The sequence below is a fragment of the Microbacterium sp. CH1 genome, assembly GCF_001595495.1.
Taxonomy (GTDB): domain Bacteria; phylum Actinomycetota; class Actinomycetes; order Actinomycetales; family Microbacteriaceae; genus Microbacterium.
In genome coordinates this window covers 1-22492 of sequence record NZ_LOSO01000003.1, presented here as the reverse complement: position 1 = coordinate 22492, position 22492 = coordinate 1, and the positions used below count along the sequence as shown (strand labels likewise).

The window sequence follows — 22492 nt, the reverse complement described above, 5'->3', positions numbered from 1 at the left end:
CCGTCACGTGCGGCGTGAGTCCGCGTTCGGGCGCTTCATCGGAGTGATGTTGCGGCTCGGGTCGTCGCCACGCAGCAACTGGTTCTCGACGTGCAGCTCGGCGACGGCGGTCGCGGCGATCGTCAGCTGTGCTTCGAGGCTGCTCACTCGCTCGCGGAGCTGTTTGATCTGGGCTGCACGATCGGCCAGCGAGCTTCGCAACGACTCGATCTCGCGATCTCGCGGCTGGGACCCGTCGACGCGACGTGCCCACTCATCCATGACCGCAGTCGCGCGGTTCATGGTGGCGCGGCTGACGTCCGCTTCGCGATAGAGGTTCTCCTTGATGAGGCGTCCGTCGGTGCGGATCGCCGCGCCGGTGAGCAGGCGCTCCATCGCGTCGCGCAGTTTGCGTTCGGTCGCGGCAGTGATCTCAGGCATCCGTGAACTTCCTCGTGATGCGGCGAACGTCCTCAAGCTCTGTTTCGAGTTGTTCGCGATTGTGTGGTGCCATCTTTCGGTCGCGCAGCTTCGCGACGAGGTCGCGTTCCTCCGCGATCCAGATCGGCGCGTGCTCCTCGGTGACGACGGAGTTGCCGCAGGCGGTGGGCTGGCAGCGATTAGGCATGACGCCTCCTGCGGCAGCTTCGGCGGGCAGCCCCTTCAAGCACGCCGCCTGCTCAGGGTTGCCGAGGCAGTGGTTGACGGTTCCCCATCGGAGCGTGCTGAAGCGTTCGCGCAGGAGTGCGCGCAGTGTGCGCTCGTCGCCGACTTTGACCTCGTTGCTTGCGACGGCCTCGACCTTCTTGAGCTCGACTCGAAAGCGCTGTGCGCCCGCGCCTGCGACCCTCATCTCGTGGTCTTGGTGGGAAGACCAGGCGCCGACCAACCGTGATGCGACAGCTTCCTGGAGCTCATGCTCGAACTCCGCGGCCCACTCCGGCGTCTCGCTCGCGTACCCGGAGGTCGTGCCGTTCGCGACGGCGCGTCGCGCTGCGTGCTTGAGCTGGATGCCGAGGGCGATCTCGCCGTCTGGCTGTTGCGCGGTGATCACGGCCATCGTCCGCCGGAACATGTGCGGTGCAAGATGGAACGCGGGGATCGGTTCGAGACCGGCATCCGCGGATTGACCATTGAGTTGAGAGATGAACTGCTTCAGCTCGCTGTGACGATCGAACCGACCTGCTCCGTCGTGCGCTCGATGTTCACGTCGAACAGAGCTGAACACGTCGTCGCCGAGAGCAAGTCGTTCCGCGACGGCGATTGCTTGCGCAACGGGTTCGATGATCCACCAGTTGCGTCGCTGCGTCCCGCGCCGACCCTTCCGGAGCTGGGAGGTGACGGCGGGCGCCCCGTACGAGGTGGTGAGCGCTCCCTTCTTGATGCTCAGCAGTTCCGAGTCGCGCATCATCGTGAGAGCCGCGCAGAAGACGTAGCACGCGTTGCGGAGGAGCTTCAGTTGGACTCGGATCGTCGCCGGGTCGAATCCGTCGATCCACGGACCGACGGATCCATCGGCGCGTTCGATCGCCGTCGCTTGCGTGTCGAGCCCGCCGCGGGCGGTCGCGAGCGTGCCGGAGGCGATCGCGTCGACGATGTCCTGACGTCGGCGGAGGACGTCAGGGCGGTCCAACTCGGAGAACATCTGTTTGCTGTGCCCATCGGAGACGAGCAAGGAGAGAAGGGTCCAGTGGATCTCGCCCTCCCGGAATCGGCCGTACGTCATCCGATGCAGGGGCACTCGATTTCCTGGCGTGGTGATCCATCGCGCGAGTGTGTCCTCGGGGTGTCGTACCTTCACGCGCTCGTCTTTGGGGCGGTCGAGCACCGACCATTCCGCGGCGGCCGCGAAGATGTCGTGCGAGAACACGTTGATGTACTGCCAACACGCCCGCAGGAGCGGCCACCACACCTGCGGTGGAATCACCGGCGTGCTCAGCTCGGCGCTGGACTTCTGCCCGCTGAGCGCGATCGTGTGGACATCTCCCCATGGACGGAATGGGATGCCTCCGCCAGAGAGGACTGCCGCGTAGGTGTGCAGTTCACGAACAGCACCGACTGCTTGCCGCGTTCTGGAGGGGGTCCCCATCTTCTTGACCTCAGTGAGGAAGGTGTCGAGGTGCGACTGATGGAGATCAGGGAGAGGAACGTCAGGGAGGTTGTCGGCGTGCCACGCGGCAAGCCGCTTCAGGCCCTCGAGCTTGGAACGGATCGTCTTCACGTGAGCGGGCGTTGCTCGCAGATAGATCATCTGCCCGCGCAGCACGGGATGTACGGGGTTGAGAAGTGCCATTGCGAGTTCGCGAGCACGAAGGTTCCACGCGCCGATGAACGAGTTGAACAACAGCACCGCGGAATGGCGGCCCGCAGCAGGGTTCCACCCCAGGGCGCTGAGGTCCCAGCGATCCTCATCTCCGAAGAAGGGGATGGGAAAGTCATGTTCGAGGTGTCGATCTGAGATGACCGCCGTGTCGTTCGCCCAGTAGTCGCTCGCGAACAGCGACACCGGCTCGGCAGAGTACTCGCGATCGACGCTCACAGGTGGACTCCTCTCTGGGTGAGCGGCACATGGACAGAGGCGGTCTCGCACGCCGTCCGCGCGTTCTCGATCTCGGTCGGGGAGAACTCGCGGAGGATGCGTTCGACGTTGACCAACTGCTGGCCGTGTACCGCCGCGAACTGGGCCGGAGGCATCTCGTTCTCGTGACCGCGGAGAATCTCTCGGTACGCGAGGACTCGCGGCAGGTGATCTGCGAACACGATCGCGTTCGGGCACGCGAAGCACATCGAGGGCCGATGCTCGCAGAGCCGCCCCGCCGGCGTGAAGGGCGATTCGTACGGTGACGTGCATTGAGCCACGTTGATTCCCTGGTCTGTGGCGCTCGAGGCCAACTCGGCGGCTGCGGCAGCACCCAGGTCGCCTGCAGCGTCGTCGACGGTGCTGGCCGCAGCACGAACAAAGACCGGCCCTCGTACTCGATCGAACACCTGACTCTGCGCCGCGTTGACGGCACTGCCGGCCAGAACATGCACGGTTGTCGACTGCGCGTAGTGGCGTTGGTAGACAGCGATGCTGTGGTCGTCTCCCGCCGCGGCGTCAGCGCTGCGGAGCACTGCTGCACGAACACTCTTCACTGTCTTGCGTAGCCGGCGGGAATCGTATGGCTCTGATATCTCGGGCGAGAGCGACATCAGAAGCGACCTGAAGGGGCGGCGCGAGAATGACTCCTGGCGTGCGACGAGATGCCTGGACGCGGTGCGCTGCACGGTGATGAACAAGGCGTCCGCGTCGGAACTGCCCACCACCTTTACCTCCTCCCGAGCTGCCTCGGTGACAGCGATCAGGCGAAGTATGAGATCCCCTGCTCTCCACCCGGTGCCGTCGCGAGACCCGGTGATCGCGCATCGCACGGTTCGAGTCCGGTGGGCCCGCGCCTTGTGGAGCCGTACGCGGACCGAGTCAGTCGTGTGCTCGATGTCTGTGAGCCGAACACCTGACCACTCTTCCGGCGCCGCACCGCTTTCCAGCTGCAGGAGCGTGCGGAACGCAACGAGGTCTTCGCTGGACGGATAGATGTGAGTCAGAAGCTGTCGCATGATCTGGCCGGCATTGGCGTGGATCGGCGACTGCTCGAGCGCGAAATCGGCGTCGAGGTCGCTGAGCACACCAGAAGCGCACGCGCTGAGGACATCAGCCTCTATCGATGCTCCGGGACGTCGTCCGAGATGGCGGATGCCCCACAGGACATCGGCGCTTCGTTCCCATCCTGTGCTTCGGGGATCGGTCGCGTTGGCGAGCAGTCGACGTCCGACTGCCAGACGAGCCTCCAGTTCGCGGATTCGGGCGCGACAGGCGTTGCGAATCGCAAGTCGCTCCGCGTTCGAGAACTCATCGAGCGGCGTAGAGTCGCCGCCCTGGTGCAACACGTGCGCCTGAGCCCAACGGAGCGTGGCGTCGCTGACGTCACGACCGTTCGCAGCGTGGACGCGGACGAGAGCGCGAATCTGTCTGCCGTACTTGTACGGGATCGTGCTCTCCGGCGGGTAGCTGCCGGCCAATGCGGATTCCCACGCGTGCAACGCGTCGATAAGGGCGAGACCCGGCGTTGCGAGACTCGCAGTTCGTGGGCAAGCGTCAGGTAGACCGCGCAGAAGGCTCATCAGCGCCCGGCGGTATTGATACGCGGTGCCGTCGGTGTGGCCCATGGCTCGACGCATATCGATCAGCGCATCCGCGAGCTCAGCCGCAAGGACGGGATGTGCGAAGTCGAGCGGGGCGAGTGTTCCATCGACGTTCGCGGTCGGAAGAACGAACAGCATCTGCCGCGGGGTGAGGTCGATGTTCGTCACGCGACGTTCCGATCAGCGAGGACTGCGTCCGCGTATGTCATGCCCTCGTCGCTCCAGCTCTCGAATACGTCCTGGATGAGCGCATCGGTGTCCTCGATGTAGCGCAAGTAGACCATGGTCGTCGCCGGGTTCGAGTGCCCCAGCAGCCGCTGGACTGTGAGTCGCGGGTTGATGGCGATGTGCTCGGAGAGCGTGGCCGGTCCCACGTTGCCTGCCCGTCGCTCCGCCTCGCGGGCCAGCGCCACATCGGTCAGCGACTTCAGAAGCACGACAGCGAAAGTGTGGCGCAGATCGTGCGGAGTGATCCGTGCACGGCGACCGCCCATCTCGTCCTGAGCGAGCCTCAGAGTACGCCCGCTTGCAGCCTCGAACGTCGCGTGCCATTGCCTGCGGCTGATCGGCAAACCGCCTCGACCGACGAACAGCCCCAGCGCCTCCAGCCCGTGGTCCCGCTCGATGACGGCAATTCGTCGCAGATGCGGAGGCAGCTGGTGCAGCCGCCATCTCGATCGCCGCCCATTCACCCGGCCTCGCAGGATGCCCGCCGACACGTCGATCTCGTCGACGATGAAGAGCTCGGAGCGGCGCCGCCAGAGGGAGGCAGCTGACGCGCGGACGACCGCTCGGCGCTCCGTCTGCCGGTAGAGATCGACCGCCCGAAGCGTCGTGAGGGGGACGTGGATACGTCGACGCTTCTGGTACTTCGCGCACGCCTCGAGCAAGACGGAGATGCCGGTGCCCGTCGGCGGCGGGACTTCAGCGTCGAGCAGTGTGGAGAACTCACCGAGGCGCATCCCCGTCGTCACGGCCAGCTGCGCGCCCGCCTTCGAACGCAGGCTCGTTGTGCCCCGCCAACTCTCGTCCAGATCGCCCGCGGCGGTTCGTCCAGCGAGACCGACGTCGAGGAACGTGCGCCACTGCGCCTGCGTCAGCGGCCGAATGTCGGGCTCGCTCCTCCAACGCATCCGGAGCGGCGACGACCGTCCGATGGCGATCCACGGTTCGCGCTGGATCTGCCCGGTCTGGGTGAGCAGCTGATAGATCCCGCGGATCACGACCACGTCGCGTCGCCACGTCGCCGGCGACACCGGGCGCTCGGAACCGCTCAGCCGCCATTCGCGGAACGCGACGATGTCGTCGCTCGACGCATGGATGACGTCGGTCTGTCGCGTGGCGAGGAACGACGCAAACCGCCTGGCGTCGTATGCGTACGCGCGAAGCGTCGCCGGGTCTGTCGACGCTGCGACGATCCGGAAGTACGTCAACCACGGCTCGACCGGCCGCCACCGATCGTCAAGAAGGATCGGCATCCCCCCGGGGAGCGAACGGGTGCGCGAGTAGATGTCTCTGGCGCGCGCGTCGAAGTCGGTTGAGGGGGCGAGTTGGTGGTCGATGAAACGCAGATGCATCATGCTCCGGGGGTGCAGTCGGGTGGCTCGTTGAGACACTGACCGAACGTACACATAACGGCGTGCGGCTGTGGCAACTTCCTGGTGGTCGGCTACCGACAGATGCGAGCCCTCGATCTTGAGGTTCTGCTGCGGATCCAAGAGCTGTCCGGTGAGACGGCCCGCACAATGTTCTTCACCGAGGAGCACCTCGCCGTGCGGCTGTCGAGCTTCCACGGGATCGAGCTCGAGGAATGGCCCGCGCAGATCGCAGCGACGGCGCTGCACCTGGTGGAACACCAGGCAAACCAGGCGATGGAGCTGGCGCTTGGATCTGCACCAGATCCGCTGCCGCTGGACAAGATCAAGAGCATCGTCGTCGGCAACGCGCTGCGTGTCGACTGGGCAGCTGTCCTACAACCGACTGAGCACCTGTACATCATGGGCAATCCGCCCTTCCTCGGCCACGCCACCCGCTCGACCGAGCAAGCGCAGGAACTTCGCGACGTGTGGCGGAGGGACGACATCGGTCGGCTGGACTATGTCACCGGCTGGTACGCGAAGGCTCTCGAGCTGCTCGGCCGTCCCGGCTACCGAGGCGAGTTCGCGTTCGTCTCGACAAACTCGATCGCACAGGGAGAGCCGGTGCCAGCGCTCTTCGGCCCTGTGTTTGCCGCAGGGTGGCGCGTCAAGTTCGCGCACCGGACGTTCGCGTGGACCAGTGAAGCGCCCGGCGCTGCGGCAGTGCATTGCTCGGTGATCGGTTTTGACCGGCCGTCGAGGAAGAGAGCGCGGCTGTTCGACTACTCAGGAAACCTCAAGGGCGAGCCCGTCGAGATCCCCGTCGTGGATCAGCTCAACGGATACCTGGTCGACGGTCCCATTGTGCTAATCGATCAGCGGCGAAGCCCGCTGGCGTCGGCTCTCCCTCCGATGGTGTTCGGGAACATGGCTCGCGACGACGGCAATCTCCTGATCGAGCCGGCCGACTATGCGGAAGTGATGGCAGATCCGATCGCCGCGAAGTACGTCCGGCCGTTTGTCGGCGCCCGACAGCTCATCCACAACGAACCCCGGTGGTGCCTGTGGCTCGTGGATCTTGACCCCAGCGACATCGCCCGATCCCCGATACTCCGCGGGCGGCTGGATGCCGTGCGTCAGTTCCGCGCAGCGTCGAAGGCCGAGTCCACGCGACAGATGGCGGACACGCCGCACCTGTTCGGTCAAAGGTCGCAACCCGACACGCCCTATGTCTGTGTGCCGCGGCATGTGAGCGAGACACGCAAGTTCTTCCCGACCGCCCTGTTCACCCCTGATGTGATCTGCGGTGACGCGAACTTCAAGGCAGACGACCCAGACGGCCTCGCCTTCGCAGTGATCTCGTCGTCGGCATTCATCACCTGGCAGCGCACTATCGGCGGTCGCCTTGAGTCTCGTCTGCGCTTCTCGAGCACCCTGACGTGGAACACTTTCCCCTTGCCCGCCCTCACCGACACGCAGCGTGCCGCCATCATCGCCGGGGGGCAAGCCGTTCTGGATGCGAGAGCGCTACGCCCAGAACGCTCGCTCGCAGACCACTACAACCCCCTCGCGATGTCGCCCGAACTGCTCCGGGCGCATCGTGAGCTCGACACTGCTGTCGACAAGGCCCTGGGCCTGCGGGGGATAGCGACGGAGGCTGACCGACTGCGAGCGCTGTTCGCCAGCTATGCGAAGCTCACCACGGTCGACGAGCTCGCGATGCCGAAGAAACGTCCCCGCAAGGCGACAGCAGCGAGTGCGGCATCGTGAGCTGGCCGTACCCGACCGTCCGCGTCGATGGGACCGCGACGGTCGATGAGGAAGGGGAGAATCAGGTCTGCGCCTGTGGCAATGATTCGTGGACTCAGGACTGGCGGAGCGCCGATCGTCTTGGGCGTCTTGCCTTCGATGCTGCTGGTTCGGCCGACCCCGACGAGTTCGCGGTCTGCCCAGTGTGCGGCCGTGTGTATCCCAACGCTGCTCTGTTCCACGGCGCCGCGGCCGCGGTGGCTCGCTATGAGATCACTAGTGCCGAGTTCATTGCTGCGCTACAGCGGTATGACCACGACGCCTACGGATCCGGCGGGTCGCTGACGAGCTGAGTCACGCGGTCGTCGTCGGCACGGGGCTGTCGGTGCGCCGGCATAGTGTTCGCTGTTGTGGTGCAGCACTGGTCTCCGATGTCTCAGCTGCAGGCGTCGCCGGAGCCGGGGATCTGGTACGTGTTCGACCACAGCAAGAGGATCGCGATCATCCGCCATGTCGAGATCCGCGGCCGTAGGCTGCTGCGTTCCGTGACGTTCGATCGCGATCCCGAGCGGCGAGTGTTGATCGGCTACTTCCCCGACGATGCAATGAGGCTCGCTGTCGAGTGCACCTGGTCGGAGTATGTGAGGGCGACTGGTCCACCGGTGAGCAATCGTCGATGATCGCGTGCCACCGGGGCAAGAGAAAACGGCACCCGGCCGGAGCGTGGAAATTGTCACATTCACCAACGATCCAACTGAGGAGGAGCCATCGCCCCGAGGGGCGGAAGGGAACCTGCTCAACAGCCGGGTGCCGCGCCTTAGTGTACCGCGCGGGGCGGTCAGAGCGGGGTGGATTGGAGGAGCTCGTCAGCGACTCGGTCGAGCAGCTGAGGGGTGAGCTGCTCGTGGCGTCCTGCGCGCTTTATGGCGTCGATCGTCGCGAGGATCGTGGTGTGCGCGTCCGGTGCAGAGGGGATGGTCTTCTGTGCCTGTCGGATGCGTGCGCTGAGCTCAAGGATCGCGGTCTCGTCGCGTTCATTGTTCGCGTAGCCGGCGGCGAGCTCGAGCGACTTGTGTAGCAGGCGGGTCTCGGTGGTGGTGAGCGGTGCGGTCATCGTGTCCTCGTGTTCAGGAGATCTGCGGTCAGTCGGGCGAAGCGTGTGTCGACGTCGCGCTGGTCGGGGAGATCGACGTCGGCCGCGATGGGTCGGGCGTCGTAGAAGTGGTGCCGGATGACGCGGCCCCGGTGGTCGACCAGGCCCTCACCCTCGCCCTCGATCGGCTCGAGCAGAGCGACGATGGTGACGGCGAGCTCGCGTGCTGTCGCGCGCTCCCGGATGAGGGCATGATCTCCGAGGCGCAGTGCCGGCCACGCAGTGAGCTCGGGGTCGGTCATGAGGGTGTTCCTTCCTTGCTTCTGGGGGAGGAGCGGCGTAGCCGCCGAGCGGATTTGGGGAGGGGTTCGTTGCGAGGCAGCTTCGCGAGGCGCCAGTCATCGCGGACGGCGATCGCGGCGGCGAAACAGGTCATGAGCGTGGGGTGGTGGTGGTTGGCGCATCCGGCGCGGGTCTGACATCCGAGGTCGTAGCCCTCGGGGCTGCCGTGGATGATCTGTCGAGCGACCTCGTCGGAAAGCATGGCCTGGTCCTCAGTCGAAGCTGGCGTCGATCAGGAGGTCGAGCGCGTCGGCGAGCTCACGGAGCCTGTAGCTGCGTCGACCGGCGATGACGTGGCCGAACAGGTTGACGAAGTGCAGCTCGCGAGTGGTGGTGTCGGCGACGGCGACGGTATGGACGTCGTGAGCGTCGATGTACTGCCAGCTGATGATGTAGTTGCGGCCGGCGACGTGCGCTTGAGCCCAGCGGAAAAGCAGTGCACCGAGCGGACCATCTTCGGATGCGCGGGTCGAGTAGGGGTCGGCTGGCACGATCGCGTCGACGGAATGGAAGCCGACAGAGGAGCGGGAGATCTCGTAGCTGTCCAGCGGGATGTCGAGGAAGAGATCGTTGTAACGGGTGCCGGTGTCATCGGTGATGACGATGTTGTTCAGAGTGCTCATCGTTGTCAGTCCTCTCGGGTGGGGGGTCATGCGGCGCAGCTGGCGAGCTGCGCGCGGAGCGTGGAGTAGTCGGCCGGGTTGACCGTCAGCTGGTAGGCGGTGAGGACGTCGACGAAGCGCGCAGCGTAGGCGCATCCGTAGTCCGCGTTCGGGGGCATCCATTCGGAGGGGCCGCGATCGCTCTTCGACTGGTTGGTGCTGCCGTCCGTGGCCTGCAGATTGAGAGGATCGTTGGCGAAGCGCTCACGCTGGGCCTCGTCCCATTCGTCGGCGCCCTGACGCCACCCCCACGCGAGCGGCACGACATGGTCGATCTGCACGAGCTCACTCGTGCCCTGGCCGCGCTCGAAGGCGATCGTGAGCCCGGTGTAAGGGTCGTGAAGCGTTCCGGTGAGGACGACGCAGTCGTGTGTGCCGGGCTTGGTGGTGATGTTCTCGAGCGCGGCCGCGAGTGCGTCGTTGCGCTGGTCACAGCCGTTGCGGTCGATGTCGGCCCAGCGTTGCCCGAACGCGTCACGGTCGTAGCTGTCCTGGTCGGCTGCATCGGCCACGACGAGCTGCTCGAGCTCATCGAGGGCTGCGGCGGCGTCCGCGGAGATCTCTGCGGTAGGCACAGGCACAGGCGCGGGCGCGGTGTCGGTGAGGTCGCTGACGCCGGAGGGCTGGCTGGTGATCGCGATCGCGCCAGCGAGCAGGGCGACGACAACAGCGCCGGCGGCGGAGGCGAGGCGTGTGGTTCGGCGGTTCATGAGTGGTCCGTTCAGAGGAAGAGGGCGGCGCCGAGTACGACGGCCGCGGCGACCGCGGCGACGCTGAGGAGAAGGGTGACGAGGAACTTGAGGCTGCGCCGTACCGTGCGCTCTGCGCGGCGTGCAGTGTCGACGGTGACGAGGATGCCGACGAGGCCGCCGCTGCCCAGCAGAAGGGGAGCGAAGTCGCGGGCGGTAGACAGGGCGAGATCCATGGGTTCCTCCGGGGTATTCGTCTAGGGGTATAGGTCGCAGTTCGGGGTGTTCGCGGACAGAGATTCTCGGGGGCGGGCATAGGCGAGCCCGCCCCCCGAGGGCTGTTACGCGGCCGCGGCCTGGTCGTCGGCGCCGAGCATGGCGTCGGCGATCGCGTTGACGGCACGGAGGACGTTGCCGGCGACGCTGCGGATGAGGTCGACGTCACCGCCGGCCCATCCTGCGACGTACCCGATCGACCACGCGGACGTGTCGAGTCCGAGGAGGCCACCGGCGCAGTACGCGACCGACTCGGCTTCGGTCTCGATCACTCCGCGGTGCTCGCGGGTGCTGCCCTCGTCGAAGTGCAGAAGTGCGTGACCGATCTCGTGCAGGAGGGTCTTGACGCGCATGGCCGGTGCCATCTTGCTGTCGACCCGGATCTGTCGGGCCTGGCCATCGGTGTACCCGTTGAGCCCGTCCTGTGCGATGTCCTCGAGCGCGACATCCCAGCCCTGCGCGGTGATGAAGTCGGCGAGCTGGTCGAAGAGGCCTGCGACGTCGTCGCCCTCGAGGTAGATGGCCGGCTGCTCGGGGAGCGGCTCGCCATCGGTGTCGCGGACGTCGAACACGGAGAGCACCGGGTAGATCACTCGACTGCTGGTGGACTCTTCTCCGGTGGCCTCGTCGACCTCGACGATCCGCTTGGTGGAGTAGCCGAAGATCTTGATCGACTTCGCGCCCTTGACGACGTGACGGCCGAGGGTCTCCCACTGGCGGTAGCCGAGGCAGTGGGTGCCGCCCTGCGCGAGGATGAGCATCTGGTTGGAGAACGAGCGCCGGCGGACGATGCGCGCGAAGCGCAGCCAGGCCTTCCAGTTCTCGCTCTCGGCCAGCGTGGCGACCTGTGCGGTGAGCTGCTCGTGGAGCGCCTCGGCCTGTGCGCGGCGCTCTTCCGGGGTGCGGCGGGTGGTGCCGCTGCGGCGGGTCTTGGTGGTCATGGTGTCCTCCCTCAGAGTGGACGAGTAGTGAATGTGACATTCACTAGTATGAGGCATTCGATATGCCCCGTCAACTCCGATTTGCACCCGCCTGCAGCGGGGGTCTCAGCCCGGAAGGATGTCGGTGGCGGCTTTGGGGTACGCGGTGCGCGGCAGCCCGATCGGCAGCCGGCGACGCTGGGAGCTGCTGCCAAGAGGGAAGGCGTATCGGAAGTTCCCCGGATGCCTGATCTTCGTGACATCGAGCGCGGCGAGCGCCTCGCGCAGCCAGGCTCGCGGGTCTTGCCCTGCGCGGCGGATGGGGGCGCCGAGCGAGACCAGGTGTCGCTCGGCGGCGTCGGCGCCTCGCTCCTGTCCTCTTACCTTGGACAGAGATCTCTCGGAGAGCACGAGGCCGCGGCGGGGGAGGTAGTTCAGGGTGCGTGCGGTGCTGCGGCCGAGGGCGATCGCGTTGACGCTTTGGTATATCCCGCCGATGTGGCCGGGCGAGGTCTGTTCGATGCGCTCGATTGTGGTGCCGTTGTCGAGGGTCTCGGTGATCTGTCGGCGCCGTGGCAAGGGGTCGGCGAAAGAGACGACGCCGCGGATGCCCCGGTCGTAGGCGTGGCGGAAAGCGCGTGCGAGGAACCAGGATTCGGCGTTCGCGGGTGTGTCGGTGAGTACGAATCGGCCGAGCTCGATGCTCTGTTCGTAGGGCTCGAGCGTGCCGAAGACGGAGCTGAGGACTCCTCTGCTCATCGGGGTGGAGAAGGTGGCGACGCCGACCAGTGCCATCTCGTCGACCATGGCGCCGTTGATGGGGAAGCGGTCGTCGCGGCTGAGCAGCCCGATCGAGAAGCGTGCTGCGGGGAAGGATGCTGCGTAGTGCTCGTCGATGACGAATGCTCGCGCGGCGGCTTCCGTGATCGGGGCCACCTGGTATAGACGGGGGTCGAACCCGCCTTCGGAGATGTGGCGCCACGAATGGGCGCCGCGAGACCAACGCTGGCAGTAGTCGCTCGCGGGGGAGGAGGGCGGCTCGGCCGGCATGAGTACCGGCCGAGCGTTCAGGGTGGGCATGAGGTCAGATCTGCGCAGCGATCGCGCGGAGCTGCTCGTCGACGTCGGGGGCGACGTCGATCCACTCACCGGTCCTGGGGTGCAGCCCGACGATGAGCGCGGTGCTGAACAGCAGTGCGCTGCGGCCGTGCTCGGTCAGGTAGAGCGAGGCGAGCAGGTTCGGCTCTGTGACCTTGAGACCGGCTTCCTCGTCGACGAGCAGTGCGTGGCCGTTGGTCAGGCGGAGCTCTGCGACCCAGCCGCCGATCTCGCGCTGGTAGTCGGGCAGCTCGTCGATGCGGATGGTGTCGATCTCGCCAGCGGGGGTGATCTTGATGGCCGTTGTCATGGAGTCCTCCTCAGATCAGAACGGTAGTGAATGTGACATTCACTGATGGTACGCGGGCGACGTACCCTCGTCAACCGCCGTGGACTAGAGGAGTGCTGAGTCGACGCGGCAGCACTTCTGCTGCGCATAGGGGCGTTCACTCAGCGGCATCCAACCCGGTTCCCTTCGCCGAATGAGCCGGGGATGCCCGGCTTCCCCCTCCGTGGTCATGTGGGGGCCGGCGTTGGTCCAGCAGTTCTGCGCGCGCGTCTCGCACCACAGCGCGAGCCGCGCTTCGCGGGGGAGGCAGGCACGATGTGTCCACCAGGCGCGCTTCTCGCCGTAGGGTCCGAACTGGTGGCCCTCGCTGTGCGCGATCGCGTCGTGGACGGCGCGGAAGACGTCGTTGGCGAGCATCGGCGCCCGCTCGCCCGTGGGCAGGGTGACCGTAACGCTGCGAGCCATCGGATGATCCGGCGGAAGGGCCCCCTCGCTGTGCTGCGAGACCTCGGTGCGGAAGTAGAACAGGTGCTTGTTCTCGCGGAGATCGGCCAGCATCGCGGCAGAGTCGGCGTAGGGTTGCTCGGTCTCGCCGTGCCAGGGCTCGAAGGTGTAGCCGGCTTCTGTGAGCATGTCCCACTGAGCGCCGATGTGCTGCCGCAGTGATCGGTAGGAGCGGGCGACCTGCGGGTGCGCGGGCTCGTGCGGTGCGGCCGCGTATGCCCTCGCTGCAGCGATGTCGTCGAGCTCGGTCAGTCGGGGGATCGGCGTGCGCTGTGGGAAACCGTGCGCATCGGCGTACCGCTCTCTGAGCGACTGGATCTCCTTGATCGGCTGGTGGTGACGGTAGCTGTCGTTGCCGGGCACGAAGGCAACGTGCGCTCGAGCGAAGGTGGGTTCTGTTCCGAGACGGGCGGCGATCGCGTTCACGGCGGATGCCGGCAGCGGATACTCGGCGGGTTCCGCGATCTCGAGCTTGCCGTCATAGAGCCTGCCTCCCGGTGCGCCGGCGGCGCGGAGAATGTCGAGGGTCTCCTGGACCTGCTGCTGCGAGCCGGTGCCGGCGGCGAAGCTGTAGACCCGGTCGGGGCCGTCAGCGTCGAAGTACCCGGCCATGATGCTGTCCTGCTCATACCGCCCCGCCAGCTCGCCGGCCCAGTCGGTGACCTGCTCGAAGCTGTCCGCGTGGACGATGTAGGCGCCTGCAGGCTCCGACGTGCCCTCCCAGAGCCCGTCCGCGTGCTGCAGCTCGGAGATCTCGATCCCGTGACGTTCCGCGGCCGCGCGCAGGGTGTCTTCGTACTCGATCCACTCGTCGGTGTCCCAATAGCTGGGGCGCGAGCTCATCCGCATCAGCTCGCCCGAGACCGGCCGGAACGGGGTCGCGCCGATGAAGGCCTCAAGCTGCTTCTCGGCGTTCCGCTCGCGCTTCTCGGCGCGGCGACGCCGCTGCCCTTCGGCCGTCGACGACGGGCACCGCCGCCCTCCGTGGTCGATGTCGTCGCACATGGCCTCTCCCGTTCGTCTGCTGGGTATAGGCCGGGGTTGGGGGTGTTCGCGGACAGAAATCGGGGCCCCGCCGGTCGGCAGGGCCCCGATGAGGGCGGCATGGTCAAACGTCAGCCGTTGAGCTCCTCCCACACCTGGTAGGCGCGGTGAAACTCCGGGCTGTCATCGTCGCCGTCACGCACGAGCTGGTCGAGGTACTCGTCGAGCTCAGCCTGGGAGAGCTGGCGGGGATCCTTCATCCTTCGGCTCCCGCCTCGGCAGGCGGGCAACTGCACCGTGCACGCGGCCGCGAACCGTTCCAGTTCCCGACGTAGAACAGCGCGCACGGCCATTCGTGCTCGCCGCGGCGCCGCAGCCTGGGGACGGTCACCGTGAGCTCGCTGCCCAGGCTCAGCGCGTCCATGATGTCGTCCGCGATGTAGCCGGCCTCCTCGTCCGCCTCGTCCGTGTGCTGCTGGATCGTGCGCACGATCGTTGCGCGCACGTCCAGCGTGACGGTCGGCGATGCCTCGTTCATCGGGTGTCCTCGTCGGGGTCCACACGCTGGATCGCCTCGTGCAGGCGGGCCAGTCGGTCCTCTCGCACGATGATGACGAAGACCACCGCAATGCCGGCAAGAGGCAGGAGCACGATCGGGGCGGGGACCACGATCACCACGCCGACAGCGAGCAGCACGATCGGCAGGATCACCCTCAGCGTTGCGCGGCGGTGCTGACCGAGCTCGTTCCTGATGCGATCCTTGATGACCCCGTCCTGCTGTGCGAAGGCGGTGGCCGGGTCCGAGGAACGCAACATGCTCCGGATTGCGCGAGTTGTCCACTCGCTCAGCGTGCGCTGATGCCGATCCCTACTACTCTCACGCCCGGTCATCGCGTGTACTCGCTCGGGGACGGGATCGGCAGGTCAGGATCGCGGATCTCGTACTGCCGGTCCTCCACGTAGGCCGCGTACTCGTCTGCGAAGTCGTATGCCTCGGCCTCGCTGTGCCCTTCCTGGCGCGCATGATCGAACGCGCTCCGCCACGGCTGACCGGTCGAATCGAGCGGCGGGTACAGGCGGTCGATCAGCACCTGATTCGCAGCGTCGTCGATCCTTCCGCGAGCCTCGGCGTCGGCGATCGCTCTCGCAGTCGCATGTGTGCCGTCTCGCAGCCGCGACAGATCACTCGAAGAGGGCACCACCCGCGCATAGGTGCAGTCGTCCCACCGGCAGTAGGTGGTCGTCTCCTCTGGCGTGAGCGGGCGGGGAGTGACGCTCACCAGCGCGGCGCCGCGTCCGCACACGGGGCATCGTCGAGCCTCCGCGCTGCGGACACCAACGCCGCGGCGATGGGCTGTGTTGTTCCGGCGCTCGGTCATCGCTCGCTCCCGCTCTCGTTGGGCGGGTTGGTGATGATGAACCCTGTGCCGGCGTCGGGCTGGTCCTGGCGCAGTCCGACGATCTCGGTGTCGGTCGCGTCGGTGTCGTTGAGGGTCTGAGCGAGCAGGTCGGCGTACTCGTCCGCGGTGAGTGCCTGGACCGCGGCGGCGTCGGTGACGTCGACGGGCTTGCCGTTGACGTGGAAGATGCGGGTCATGGGGTTCTCTCCTGCTGATGCGTCGTGGTGTCCATCCTCGTCGTGGGTCAGCGGAGGTCGAGCTCGACGCTGTCGGCCTCGAGGTCGGGGATGGTCTGGGCAGGGTGGCTGAACGTGACAGCCGGGCCGTGGACGATTACACGGTCGCCGCGGTGGGTCGTCAGCCGGAGCATCTCGGCGAGGATCCCGTTGGCGTGGACGTTGTATGAGCCGGCGTCGGTCTCGACGCGGAACCCTACGCGCGCCTGACGGTCGGTGAGTCGGCGGACGAGGGTGAGCGGTGTGCGGACGGTTCCTGCGATGGTGACCGCGGTGCCCGTGGGGGCTGCGGCCTGGGTGATGGTCATGGCCTGTCTCCTCAATCAAATAGTGAATGTGACATTCACTGACTATACGCCTGCGAGTCTGGTAGGGGAACCCCCGTGCCTGACTGTGCCGCAGGCCCTTCTTGCTGGGTATAGGCCGGTCTTGGCGCTGTTCGCGGACACCCGAGTTGCGAAGATCGGTGAGGTTAGTCGTCGATGCTGCTGTCGGGTTCGTCACACGCGCCACTGTTGATGGCATCGACGCCGGCTTTCGTGAGCACCCAGCCGGGTTCGACCCATGAGTAGCGCTCGATCAGACCGCGCCTGCGGAGAGACTGGATGGTGCCACCGGGAATCCCCAGGCCTGTCGTATCGAGGTAGCTGGCGCCACCGGAGGGGGACCGGCCATCGGCGATCATCCGCATGGTGACCCGCTGCGACCAGTTCAACGGCGGGGCCTTCTTGCGGCGGTTGAGCTGTCGATGTCAGGCGGAACGTGCGAGCTGCGCAGCGGAGGCGGTCGGCTGCAGCGCGAGGAGCCGCTGCGCCTTCGCTGCTTCGATCTCGCCCGGCAGCTCTCCCTTACGAGCGCCGGAGCGGCCGTAGAGAAGGACTTTCACGCCGGTCTTGGAGGCCTGCGCTCGGTCGGCGATCTCGAGGATGGTCATGCCGGAGGCCATCAGTTGTCGGACGTGCCGGCGAACGGGGTCAGCGGGCACGCGCGGGGCCTGCGGGGCGATGCCGGCTTCCCGCCGCCGGCGTCGCTCTTCGGTCAGCGATGCGTCGGCGCAGGAGATCTCGGCAGGGCATTGATCTCGGTCCTTGCAGCCGAGCTGGTAGCCGTAGGCGGTCCCGTGGTGTTCGGCCGGGATGCTCTGTTCCTTCCGGTTTGCCATCCACTGCCGGTGATACTCGCGGCCCGCCTCGATGCACTCCGGTCGATCGCAGCCACGCGCCCGGCAGGCGTTGGTGCCGTGCGGCTGCAGCTGCCGCGGTCGGGAGACGCGAGGGGCCCGCGGGGTCTGCGGCCGCGGCATCCGCGGCCTGGCCGGCGGTGCCGGGCGATCATGCTTCGCGAGCTCGTCGACTGCTGCCTGATGCCTGGCGGTGGCGTCCTGCAGAGCACGCTCGATCACGCCGCCGACCGATAGGCCGCTTCCGGCGGCGATGGTGGCCGTCTTGAGCGTCTCGACCGCGGAACGCAGCTGGACGCGCAGATCCCGGTGGTCGCTGCGCCACTGTGCGAGCTCGTCGACGTGACGATCCAGCGCTGCTTCGTAGCCGTCGACCGTCTCCGCGAACGTGCTGGCACGCTCGACGGGGAGCGTCTCGGCCGCGAGGCGGGCCTTGTCGATCCACTGATAGCCAGGATGCGTGCGCGTCCTCAGCAACGTCGGTCGCGGGGTCGCGATCCTCAGCGGCGCCGTCTTCGGCGGGCGGGCGGGCCGTGCTGTCGGTGTGCGCTTCGAGGCCTGCTTGGGTCGGCGGGGCTGCGTGGCTTCGGCCGCGGCCCGGCGCTCTTCTCGAGCGGCGATCTTGTCACGCTGCCGGGACTGGTCGCGTGCGGCTGCGTCGCGCTCGAGGATCTCCGCAAGCGGCGTGCCGGCGTCGATGAGCTTCGCGAAGGAGAAGTCGCCGGCATAGCGGGTGTGGATGGTGCGGCAGGGGATGAGCGCGGGGCACGCTGCAGTGCGGCATCCGCGGCGGTACCCGTCCGGGGTGCCGTGCGGGAAGCTGTCGTCGAGCAGGTCGAGGGTGGACATCACGTTCGGCCTCAGTAGCGCAGGAGCTTCGCGGTGACGAGCGACAACAGCGCCGCCCGTTGCGGAGAGTTGAGGCGGGAGAAGTGCGCGCGCAGGGTGTCCAGTGCTGCGGTGAACTCGGCAGGCAGCCCGTCGAGATCCCGCTTGACGCGCCGCTCGTTCGCGTCGCGCTGCGCCTCGGCCTGATCGGTCACACGCCACTCGTCGGTGGCCGCGCGGTCGGCATAGGCGCCCGTGATCCGTGGCGCATGCAGCCCGCGGGTGTAGAGCGAGTTCGGCTCGTCGATCGGGCGAGTGATCGTGATGATCGCGCCGACCGGCGCCGACGTGTACGGCTTGTACGAGCCGAGCTCCTTGTCGGAGATCTCGCCGTCGACGAGCGTGCGGTACCAGTGCGCGAGCTTGCCATTGCCCGCCTGCCTGCGCCCGACGTAGACGACATCCTCAGTGACGGTCTCTGCCGATTCGCTCATGGGCGATCTCCTCAATCAATCAGAAAGTAGTGAATGTGACATTCACTGATACTAGAGAGGTTGCAGCGTTCTCGCAACCGTCGTCGTCGTCGTCGCCGAAAGTCGAGAGCGCTGCCTGTCGGCGGGCACGGTGCGCATGGGCTCATCACGAGGCGCTTCGATCTCGAAGCCGCACGCGCCGCAGCTGTGCAGTCCGACGCCATCGACGTCGTCGGATGGGATGTACATGGTGGTGGGCTCTTCGCACATCAGGCAGCGCATGGTGATCTCCGATCGTGTGGTCAGGCGGTAGCCGCCGGGGTGATCTGCTCGACGGTGGCTGAGTAGCCGCGGTGGGAACCCCAGGCGGCGGCGATGCGGTCGGCGACGTCGCGGTCTTCGCCGAGGTAGGGGCGGTATCGCTTGCCTCGCGGGTCGGTGATGACGACCTGGACGACGCCGGAGGGCTCGCGCACGGTGACTCGGGCAGCAGGGATTGGGTGGGCGTGGACGCGGCCGGCGATGATGAAGGTCGGGTACAGATCGCGTGCGAGCTCGGGGGAGCGGAACACGTCGTGGACCCATGCCGTGATGGCGATCGCGCCGGCAGGACTGAACCCGATGAGGCGGGCGGGGAGCTGCTCGAGCCCGGAGCGGACGAAGTAGTGCTCGTCGACGAGTATCGGCGCCGGCGGATGCAGAGACCGCTCGTCGTGGGCGGGGTAGATCGTCAGGCTGGTGCGGCTGTTCATGAGGCGCTCGTTCATGCGGTGCGGCGGATGCCTACGGCGATGATGTGCGCCTTGGTGGGACGGGAGTAGAAGCCGAAGCTGTCGTCGTCGTCCGAGGCGGAGACGGTTGCGGTGAATGCGACGACGTCGCCGCGCGTCGCGGAGGAGATCTCGGAGGGCTTGGTGCCCCACACGCGCCAGCCTTCGCCCTGGACGAGGATCTTGACGGTGATGCCCCACTGGGTGTCGGTGGTCTTGGTTGCGAGGATCTCACCCTGGATGCGGGTGCGTCCCGTGGGGACGGGGCGGCGCGCTGCCAGCTCGCGCTCGAGCTGCTCGAGCAGCTCGTGGGCAGTGCGGACCTCATCGGCGTCGAGGGTGCCGGTGGAGTCCTCGAGCGAGTCGAGGAGGTAGCCGATCTTCTCGCGCAGCGGGTTGCCCTCCCGGATGCTCAGATGAGCTTCGGTGAGCTGGTCGCGCAGGCCGGGGTGCTCGGCCTCGAAGGCAGCGCGACGGGCGGTGATCGCGCGCGTCGTGTCGATGTGCTCGGCGTGCGCCTTCGCGTGGGCGCGGGCGGTGGCGCGAGCGCTGCTGACGAGCCGGCTGCGAGTGCCGGTGCCGTGGCAGTCGAAGCAGATCGGGCGACCGTGGCCATCGGTGAAGTGGGTGGGCCCGGTGTACAGGCCGGTGCCGATGCACTTGCCGCAGGTGTCGGTGATCCGCTCGGAGCCCTTGCGGCCGGGGAAGGGGTCGACGTAGAAGTCGTGCCAGTCTGCCGGTGCGGTGGTGTCGATGCTGTCCATGGGATCCTCCGATGCGTCTGTGGGTATAGGCCGCGGATCGTTCTCTTCGCGGACATGAAGGGGAAGGTGCGGGGGCGGCTATGTCACGGAGCCGCCCCCGCGGCGGCGACCTGGTTGGGAGGACGGCGGTCGCCGTGAGGGACGGAGCGAAGAGCGCGGCGAGCGCTCGTCAGGCTGCGGTGTGGCGCCTGTCCCTGGGAGGGGAACGGCGTTGCGCGGTTCCCCTGGCTGTGGGTCTGTGGGGTCTCCCTCTACTCAGTTAGTAGTGAATGTGACATTCACAGAGTAGGGGGTTTCTGCGTGCGGGTCAAGCGTCGATCTTGTAGGGATCTTTCTGAAATGTCCATTTCGCAGTTGAAATGTCCACGCGATGTCCATATGGACATTTCGGACGCCGGCCGACCGTCGCGATCATGTGGGCGGCGGTTTCACAGCGCCTCAGCTTCTCTGCTGGATCGCGGCTAGCGCCCGGGTATTGTCGGCACGATGCCGTTGCCGCGTATCCGTTGTTGAAGGGGTGAGTATGTCTGCTGTTGTTGCGCGACTTGACGTGGACCTCACGGATATTGAGTGCATTGTGAAGGTCACGCGGCCACTGGTCGGAGTACCGGACTCCGTGAACTGGACGGAGTTGCCGTCGGGCGTCGCGAAGATCTCCGCTGACGCGACGTTGTACATCTTCGATGACGACGACGAGGGGGAGCCGGAGCGTCGTGTCATCGCGCGCGCTACTGCGTACACCGTCGACCTCGACCGGGTGGGTGACGTCGTTGACGTGTTCGATCAAGTAGGCGGCGAAGCATTCGAGATCACCGAGTCGATTCTCGGTGATGAGAACGTCTTCGAGTGGCTCGACTCCCGCGATCCGCTGGTTGGCGAGCAGGTGTCGCAGCTCGTGATCGTCGAGGGCGTCTTTGTGGAGCCACCGTACCGGGGTCAGCGCCTTGGTCCACGTCTGCTCACGACGCTGGTGGAGACGGTGACCGGCACGGGGAGGGAGACTCTCATCGTTCTCCGCGCGCAACCGGTGCCGTGGGAGCACCTGTCCGAGATCGAGTTTCGGCGCTCCCGAAAGAAGGTCGCTGCGTCGTACGAAAGCGTCGGGTGTGCGCACTTCCGGGACAACATCTATTGGCGTCACAACGCGTTCGTCGGGACCGAGAACCTCGAGGCGTGAGTCACGCCCCCGGGTATTTGGGAACCTTCAGGTCGACCTCCCCGGCCAGGTGGCGAGCGTCGTCGGGCGGGTCCAGTTGCGGCGGGCGGTGCGCTCCGTGGTGAGATCGTGCGGAGCGGCAACGATCCACACGGTCGCTTCCCGCGTCGATCAGATCCGACGAGCCCTCACTGACTATCACCACGATGGCTCACCAACGTCTACGACGAAGACAACCCGGCCGGATCCTCCACCACACCAGGGGACAGGACCATCAATCAAGAAGGGTTTCTCATGCAGTCAGCGCCTCGAGGATGAGACCGCGCACGTGATCAAAGTCGAGGTCGGCCGGAAGCTGGAGCCACGCGTTCTTCTGACCCTTGTAGTGTGTCCCGACGCCGGCGTCAACGAGAGCCGCCGTGCGCATTGGGTCAAGCTTCACCACCACCTGCCCGCCGCTGGTCATGGCGCGCACGGCGCCACTGCTGCTTCCCGAGACGATGAGACTGCCGCGGTGGTTCCGTGACACACCGTCAAGCGCAGTCATCTCGTGAGCGATCGTGTCGAACACTTCATCCCCAGTCATCACGGTTCTCCCTTCATGCGCGGTCGACGACCCCAAAGCGATCCCTACAGGTGGCCCTCAGAAGAAGTGTCCCACTCAGGCTCCTTCACGCGGAAGACCACGGCGCGCAACGCTTCGGGCGCAGAGCTGCGGATCAAGGCCGCCGGGTTACCGGCTCGCAAAACGTTGGAGGACTTCGATTGGGATGCGCAGCGGAGGGCGCTCGCAGACCAGTTCTGACGACCGACAGCAGTTCATCGTCAGCCGGTTCCTACAGATGTCACGCTCCGAGTTGTCCATTTCGCAGGGGAGATGTCTACGCGATGTCCATATGGACCTTTCGGGGCATTGGGGCGAGTCGCTTCGGTGGGATTCGCAAAAAACGTCGAGACGCCGACTGACCGGCGCTCGTAGATTCGAAGCGTGTCCTCAGTCGTCCTTCCACTCACCGCTCAGCGGCATGCGGAACGTGTGAGCCGGGCACTTCACTGGATGGAGGAGCGTCTCGAGGAGCCGGTGACCCTCGCCGAGATCGCGGCGGTCGCTGGTCTTTCGCCGCATCACTTTCACCGCGTCTTCCGTGCGGTCGTGGGTGAGAACCCGAAAGCGCACCTGCGCCGGTTGCGGCTTGAGCGAGCGGTCTACCGACTCAAAGTCAGTACGGACACGGTGCTGCACATCGCGTTGGAATCGGCCGCGTCCGTTTGAGTGGTGGTCTTTCGCTTCGTTGCGATGATCAGCTGTCGTTAGTTTAGGCGGCGGTGATCTCGGGGAGT

At 66.5% G+C, this 22492-nt stretch carries 30 protein-coding genes; 4 read left to right on the top strand and 26 right to left on the bottom strand.

Features of this window, described 5'->3' with window-relative positions:
• Window positions 1–3: 3 nt before the first annotated feature.
• Genes AUV07_RS01950 through AUV07_RS01935 form a run of 4 tightly spaced genes read right to left on the bottom strand, consistent with a single transcriptional unit; the run spans window position 4 to window position 5639 of the window.
• The gene (locus tag AUV07_RS01950) at window positions 4–375 is read right to left on the bottom strand and encodes a hypothetical protein (RefSeq protein ID WP_197462098.1); all 372 of its coding nucleotides are present in this window, start codon (window positions 373–375) and stop codon (window positions 4–6) included.
• A gap of 37 nt (window positions 376–412) precedes the next feature.
• Window positions 413–2518 carry a hypothetical protein gene (locus tag AUV07_RS01945; RefSeq protein WP_062633414.1) on the bottom strand — a complete coding sequence of 702 codons (2106 nt, stop codon included), beginning with the start codon at window positions 2516–2518 and terminating at the stop codon, window positions 413–415.
• The gene (locus AUV07_RS17485) at window positions 2515–4329 is read right to left on the bottom strand and encodes a hypothetical protein (protein ID WP_157523869.1); all 1815 of its coding nucleotides are present in this window, start codon (window positions 4327–4329) and stop codon (window positions 2515–2517) included. The genes AUV07_RS01945 and AUV07_RS17485 overlap by 4 nt, the downstream gene beginning before the upstream one ends.
• On the bottom strand, window positions 4326–5639 hold the full coding sequence (locus AUV07_RS01935; protein ID WP_331709273.1) for a tyrosine-type recombinase/integrase: 1314 nt from the start codon (window positions 5637–5639) through the stop codon (window positions 4326–4328). Before AUV07_RS01935 ends, AUV07_RS17485 begins: the two co-directional genes overlap by 4 nt.
• A 201-nt stretch (window positions 5640–5840) precedes the next feature.
• Between AUV07_RS01935 and AUV07_RS01930 the strand changes: the two genes are divergently transcribed.
• Window positions 5841–7508 carry a type IIL restriction-modification enzyme MmeI gene (locus tag AUV07_RS01930; protein WP_254385463.1) on the top strand — a complete coding sequence of 556 codons (1668 nt, stop codon included), beginning with the start codon at window positions 5841–5843 and terminating at the stop codon, window positions 7506–7508.
• A complete protein-coding gene (locus tag AUV07_RS01925; protein ID WP_005052756.1) occupies window positions 7505–7840 on the top strand; it encodes a hypothetical protein in 336 nt (111 codons plus the stop codon). Before AUV07_RS01930 ends, AUV07_RS01925 begins: the two co-directional genes overlap by 4 nt.
• 485 nt (window positions 7841–8325) lie before the next feature.
• Here AUV07_RS01925 and AUV07_RS01915 read toward each other — a convergent pair whose 3' ends face one another.
• The 21 genes from AUV07_RS01915 to AUV07_RS01820 all read right to left on the bottom strand — a co-directional run bounded on the left by AUV07_RS01915 (window position 8326) and on the right by AUV07_RS01820 (window position 19995).
• Window positions 8326–8601, bottom strand: a complete 276-nt coding sequence (locus AUV07_RS01915; protein WP_005052758.1) for a hypothetical protein — start codon at window positions 8599–8601, stop codon at window positions 8326–8328.
• On the bottom strand, window positions 8598–8882 hold the full coding sequence (locus tag AUV07_RS01910; RefSeq protein WP_005052760.1) for a hypothetical protein: 285 nt from the start codon (window positions 8880–8882) through the stop codon (window positions 8598–8600). Before AUV07_RS01910 ends, AUV07_RS01915 begins: the two co-directional genes overlap by 4 nt.
• Entirely contained in the window at window positions 8879–9124 is a 246-nt protein-coding gene (locus tag AUV07_RS17480; protein WP_005052762.1) for a hypothetical protein, read from the bottom strand. Before AUV07_RS17480 ends, AUV07_RS01910 begins: the two co-directional genes overlap by 4 nt.
• Window positions 9125–9134: 10 nt before the next feature.
• Window positions 9135–9545: a hypothetical protein gene (locus tag AUV07_RS01905; protein WP_005052764.1), complete on the bottom strand. Its 411-nt coding sequence runs from the start codon at window positions 9543–9545 to the stop codon at window positions 9135–9137.
• Between the two features lie 26 nt (window positions 9546–9571).
• Window positions 9572–10294: an HNH endonuclease family protein gene (locus AUV07_RS01900; RefSeq protein ID WP_005052767.1), complete on the bottom strand. Its 723-nt coding sequence runs from the start codon at window positions 10292–10294 to the stop codon at window positions 9572–9574.
• Between the two features lie 11 nt (window positions 10295–10305).
• The gene (locus tag AUV07_RS01895; RefSeq protein WP_005052768.1) at window positions 10306–10509 is read right to left on the bottom strand and encodes a hypothetical protein; all 204 of its coding nucleotides are present in this window, start codon (window positions 10507–10509) and stop codon (window positions 10306–10308) included.
• 105 nt (window positions 10510–10614) lie between these two features.
• The gene (locus AUV07_RS01890) at window positions 10615–11490 is read right to left on the bottom strand and encodes an ArdC-like ssDNA-binding domain-containing protein (protein WP_062633409.1); all 876 of its coding nucleotides are present in this window, start codon (window positions 11488–11490) and stop codon (window positions 10615–10617) included.
• A 105-nt stretch (window positions 11491–11595) separates the two neighbouring features.
• The gene (locus AUV07_RS01885; RefSeq protein ID WP_157523865.1) at window positions 11596–12549 is read right to left on the bottom strand and encodes a Mom family adenine methylcarbamoylation protein; all 954 of its coding nucleotides are present in this window, start codon (window positions 12547–12549) and stop codon (window positions 11596–11598) included.
• A gap of 4 nt (window positions 12550–12553) precedes the next feature.
• Window positions 12554–12877: a DUF3846 domain-containing protein gene (locus tag AUV07_RS01880; RefSeq protein WP_005052776.1), complete on the bottom strand. Its 324-nt coding sequence runs from the start codon at window positions 12875–12877 to the stop codon at window positions 12554–12556.
• Between the two features lie 84 nt (window positions 12878–12961).
• On the bottom strand, window positions 12962–14365 hold the full coding sequence (locus tag AUV07_RS01875) for a hypothetical protein (RefSeq protein WP_005052778.1): 1404 nt from the start codon (window positions 14363–14365) through the stop codon (window positions 12962–12964).
• 110 nt (window positions 14366–14475) lie between these two features.
• Window positions 14476–14604 carry a hypothetical protein gene (locus AUV07_RS18080; RefSeq protein ID WP_005052780.1) on the bottom strand — a complete coding sequence of 43 codons (129 nt, stop codon included), beginning with the start codon at window positions 14602–14604 and terminating at the stop codon, window positions 14476–14478.
• Window positions 14601–14882 carry a hypothetical protein gene (locus tag AUV07_RS01870; protein ID WP_005052783.1) on the bottom strand — a complete coding sequence of 94 codons (282 nt, stop codon included), beginning with the start codon at window positions 14880–14882 and terminating at the stop codon, window positions 14601–14603. Before AUV07_RS01870 ends, AUV07_RS18080 begins: the two co-directional genes overlap by 4 nt.
• A complete protein-coding gene (locus AUV07_RS01865) occupies window positions 14879–15160 on the bottom strand; it encodes a hypothetical protein (RefSeq protein WP_043341033.1) in 282 nt (93 codons plus the stop codon). Before AUV07_RS01865 ends, AUV07_RS01870 begins: the two co-directional genes overlap by 4 nt.
• A gap of 71 nt (window positions 15161–15231) precedes the next feature.
• Complete coding sequence (locus AUV07_RS01860) at window positions 15232–15648, bottom strand: hypothetical protein (protein WP_043341034.1); 417 nt, start codon at window positions 15646–15648, stop codon at window positions 15232–15234.
• A gap of 71 nt (window positions 15649–15719) precedes the next feature.
• A complete protein-coding gene (locus AUV07_RS01855; protein WP_005052790.1) occupies window positions 15720–15941 on the bottom strand; it encodes a hypothetical protein in 222 nt (73 codons plus the stop codon).
• A 47-nt stretch (window positions 15942–15988) separates the two neighbouring features.
• A complete protein-coding gene (locus tag AUV07_RS01850) occupies window positions 15989–16288 on the bottom strand; it encodes a hypothetical protein (protein ID WP_062633405.1) in 300 nt (99 codons plus the stop codon).
• Between the two features lie 164 nt (window positions 16289–16452).
• A complete protein-coding gene (locus tag AUV07_RS01845) occupies window positions 16453–16695 on the bottom strand; it encodes a hypothetical protein (RefSeq protein WP_005051904.1) in 243 nt (80 codons plus the stop codon).
• A gap of 36 nt (window positions 16696–16731) precedes the next feature.
• Window positions 16732–18009 carry a hypothetical protein gene (locus AUV07_RS01840; protein WP_005051902.1) on the bottom strand — a complete coding sequence of 426 codons (1278 nt, stop codon included), beginning with the start codon at window positions 18007–18009 and terminating at the stop codon, window positions 16732–16734.
• A gap of 11 nt (window positions 18010–18020) precedes the next feature.
• Window positions 18021–18482 (bottom strand): hypothetical protein, encoded by a 462-nt coding sequence (locus tag AUV07_RS01835; RefSeq protein WP_062633401.1) that lies wholly within the window; start codon window positions 18480–18482, stop codon window positions 18021–18023.
• A 281-nt stretch (window positions 18483–18763) separates the two neighbouring features.
• Entirely contained in the window at window positions 18764–19213 is a 450-nt protein-coding gene (locus tag AUV07_RS01825; RefSeq protein ID WP_062633397.1) for a hypothetical protein, read from the bottom strand.
• An 11-nt stretch (window positions 19214–19224) separates the two neighbouring features.
• Complete coding sequence (locus AUV07_RS01820) at window positions 19225–19995, bottom strand: hypothetical protein (RefSeq protein ID WP_062633395.1); 771 nt, start codon at window positions 19993–19995, stop codon at window positions 19225–19227.
• Between the two features lie 550 nt (window positions 19996–20545).
• Here AUV07_RS01820 and AUV07_RS01815 point away from each other — a divergent pair.
• Window positions 20546–21172 (top strand): hypothetical protein, encoded by a 627-nt coding sequence (locus AUV07_RS01815; RefSeq protein ID WP_197462096.1) that lies wholly within the window; start codon window positions 20546–20548, stop codon window positions 21170–21172.
• A gap of 271 nt (window positions 21173–21443) precedes the next feature.
• Here the strand turns inward: AUV07_RS01815 and AUV07_RS01810 are convergent, their stop codons facing one another.
• The gene (locus AUV07_RS01810) at window positions 21444–21737 is read right to left on the bottom strand and encodes a hypothetical protein (RefSeq protein ID WP_005055297.1); all 294 of its coding nucleotides are present in this window, start codon (window positions 21735–21737) and stop codon (window positions 21444–21446) included.
• Window positions 21738–22139: 402 nt separating this feature from the next.
• On the opposite strand from AUV07_RS01810, the gene AUV07_RS01805 reads away from it, so the two are divergent.
• Window positions 22140–22424 carry a helix-turn-helix domain-containing protein gene (locus AUV07_RS01805; RefSeq protein ID WP_139833211.1) on the top strand — a complete coding sequence of 95 codons (285 nt, stop codon included), beginning with the start codon at window positions 22140–22142 and terminating at the stop codon, window positions 22422–22424.
• Window positions 22425–22492 lie beyond the last annotated feature (68 nt).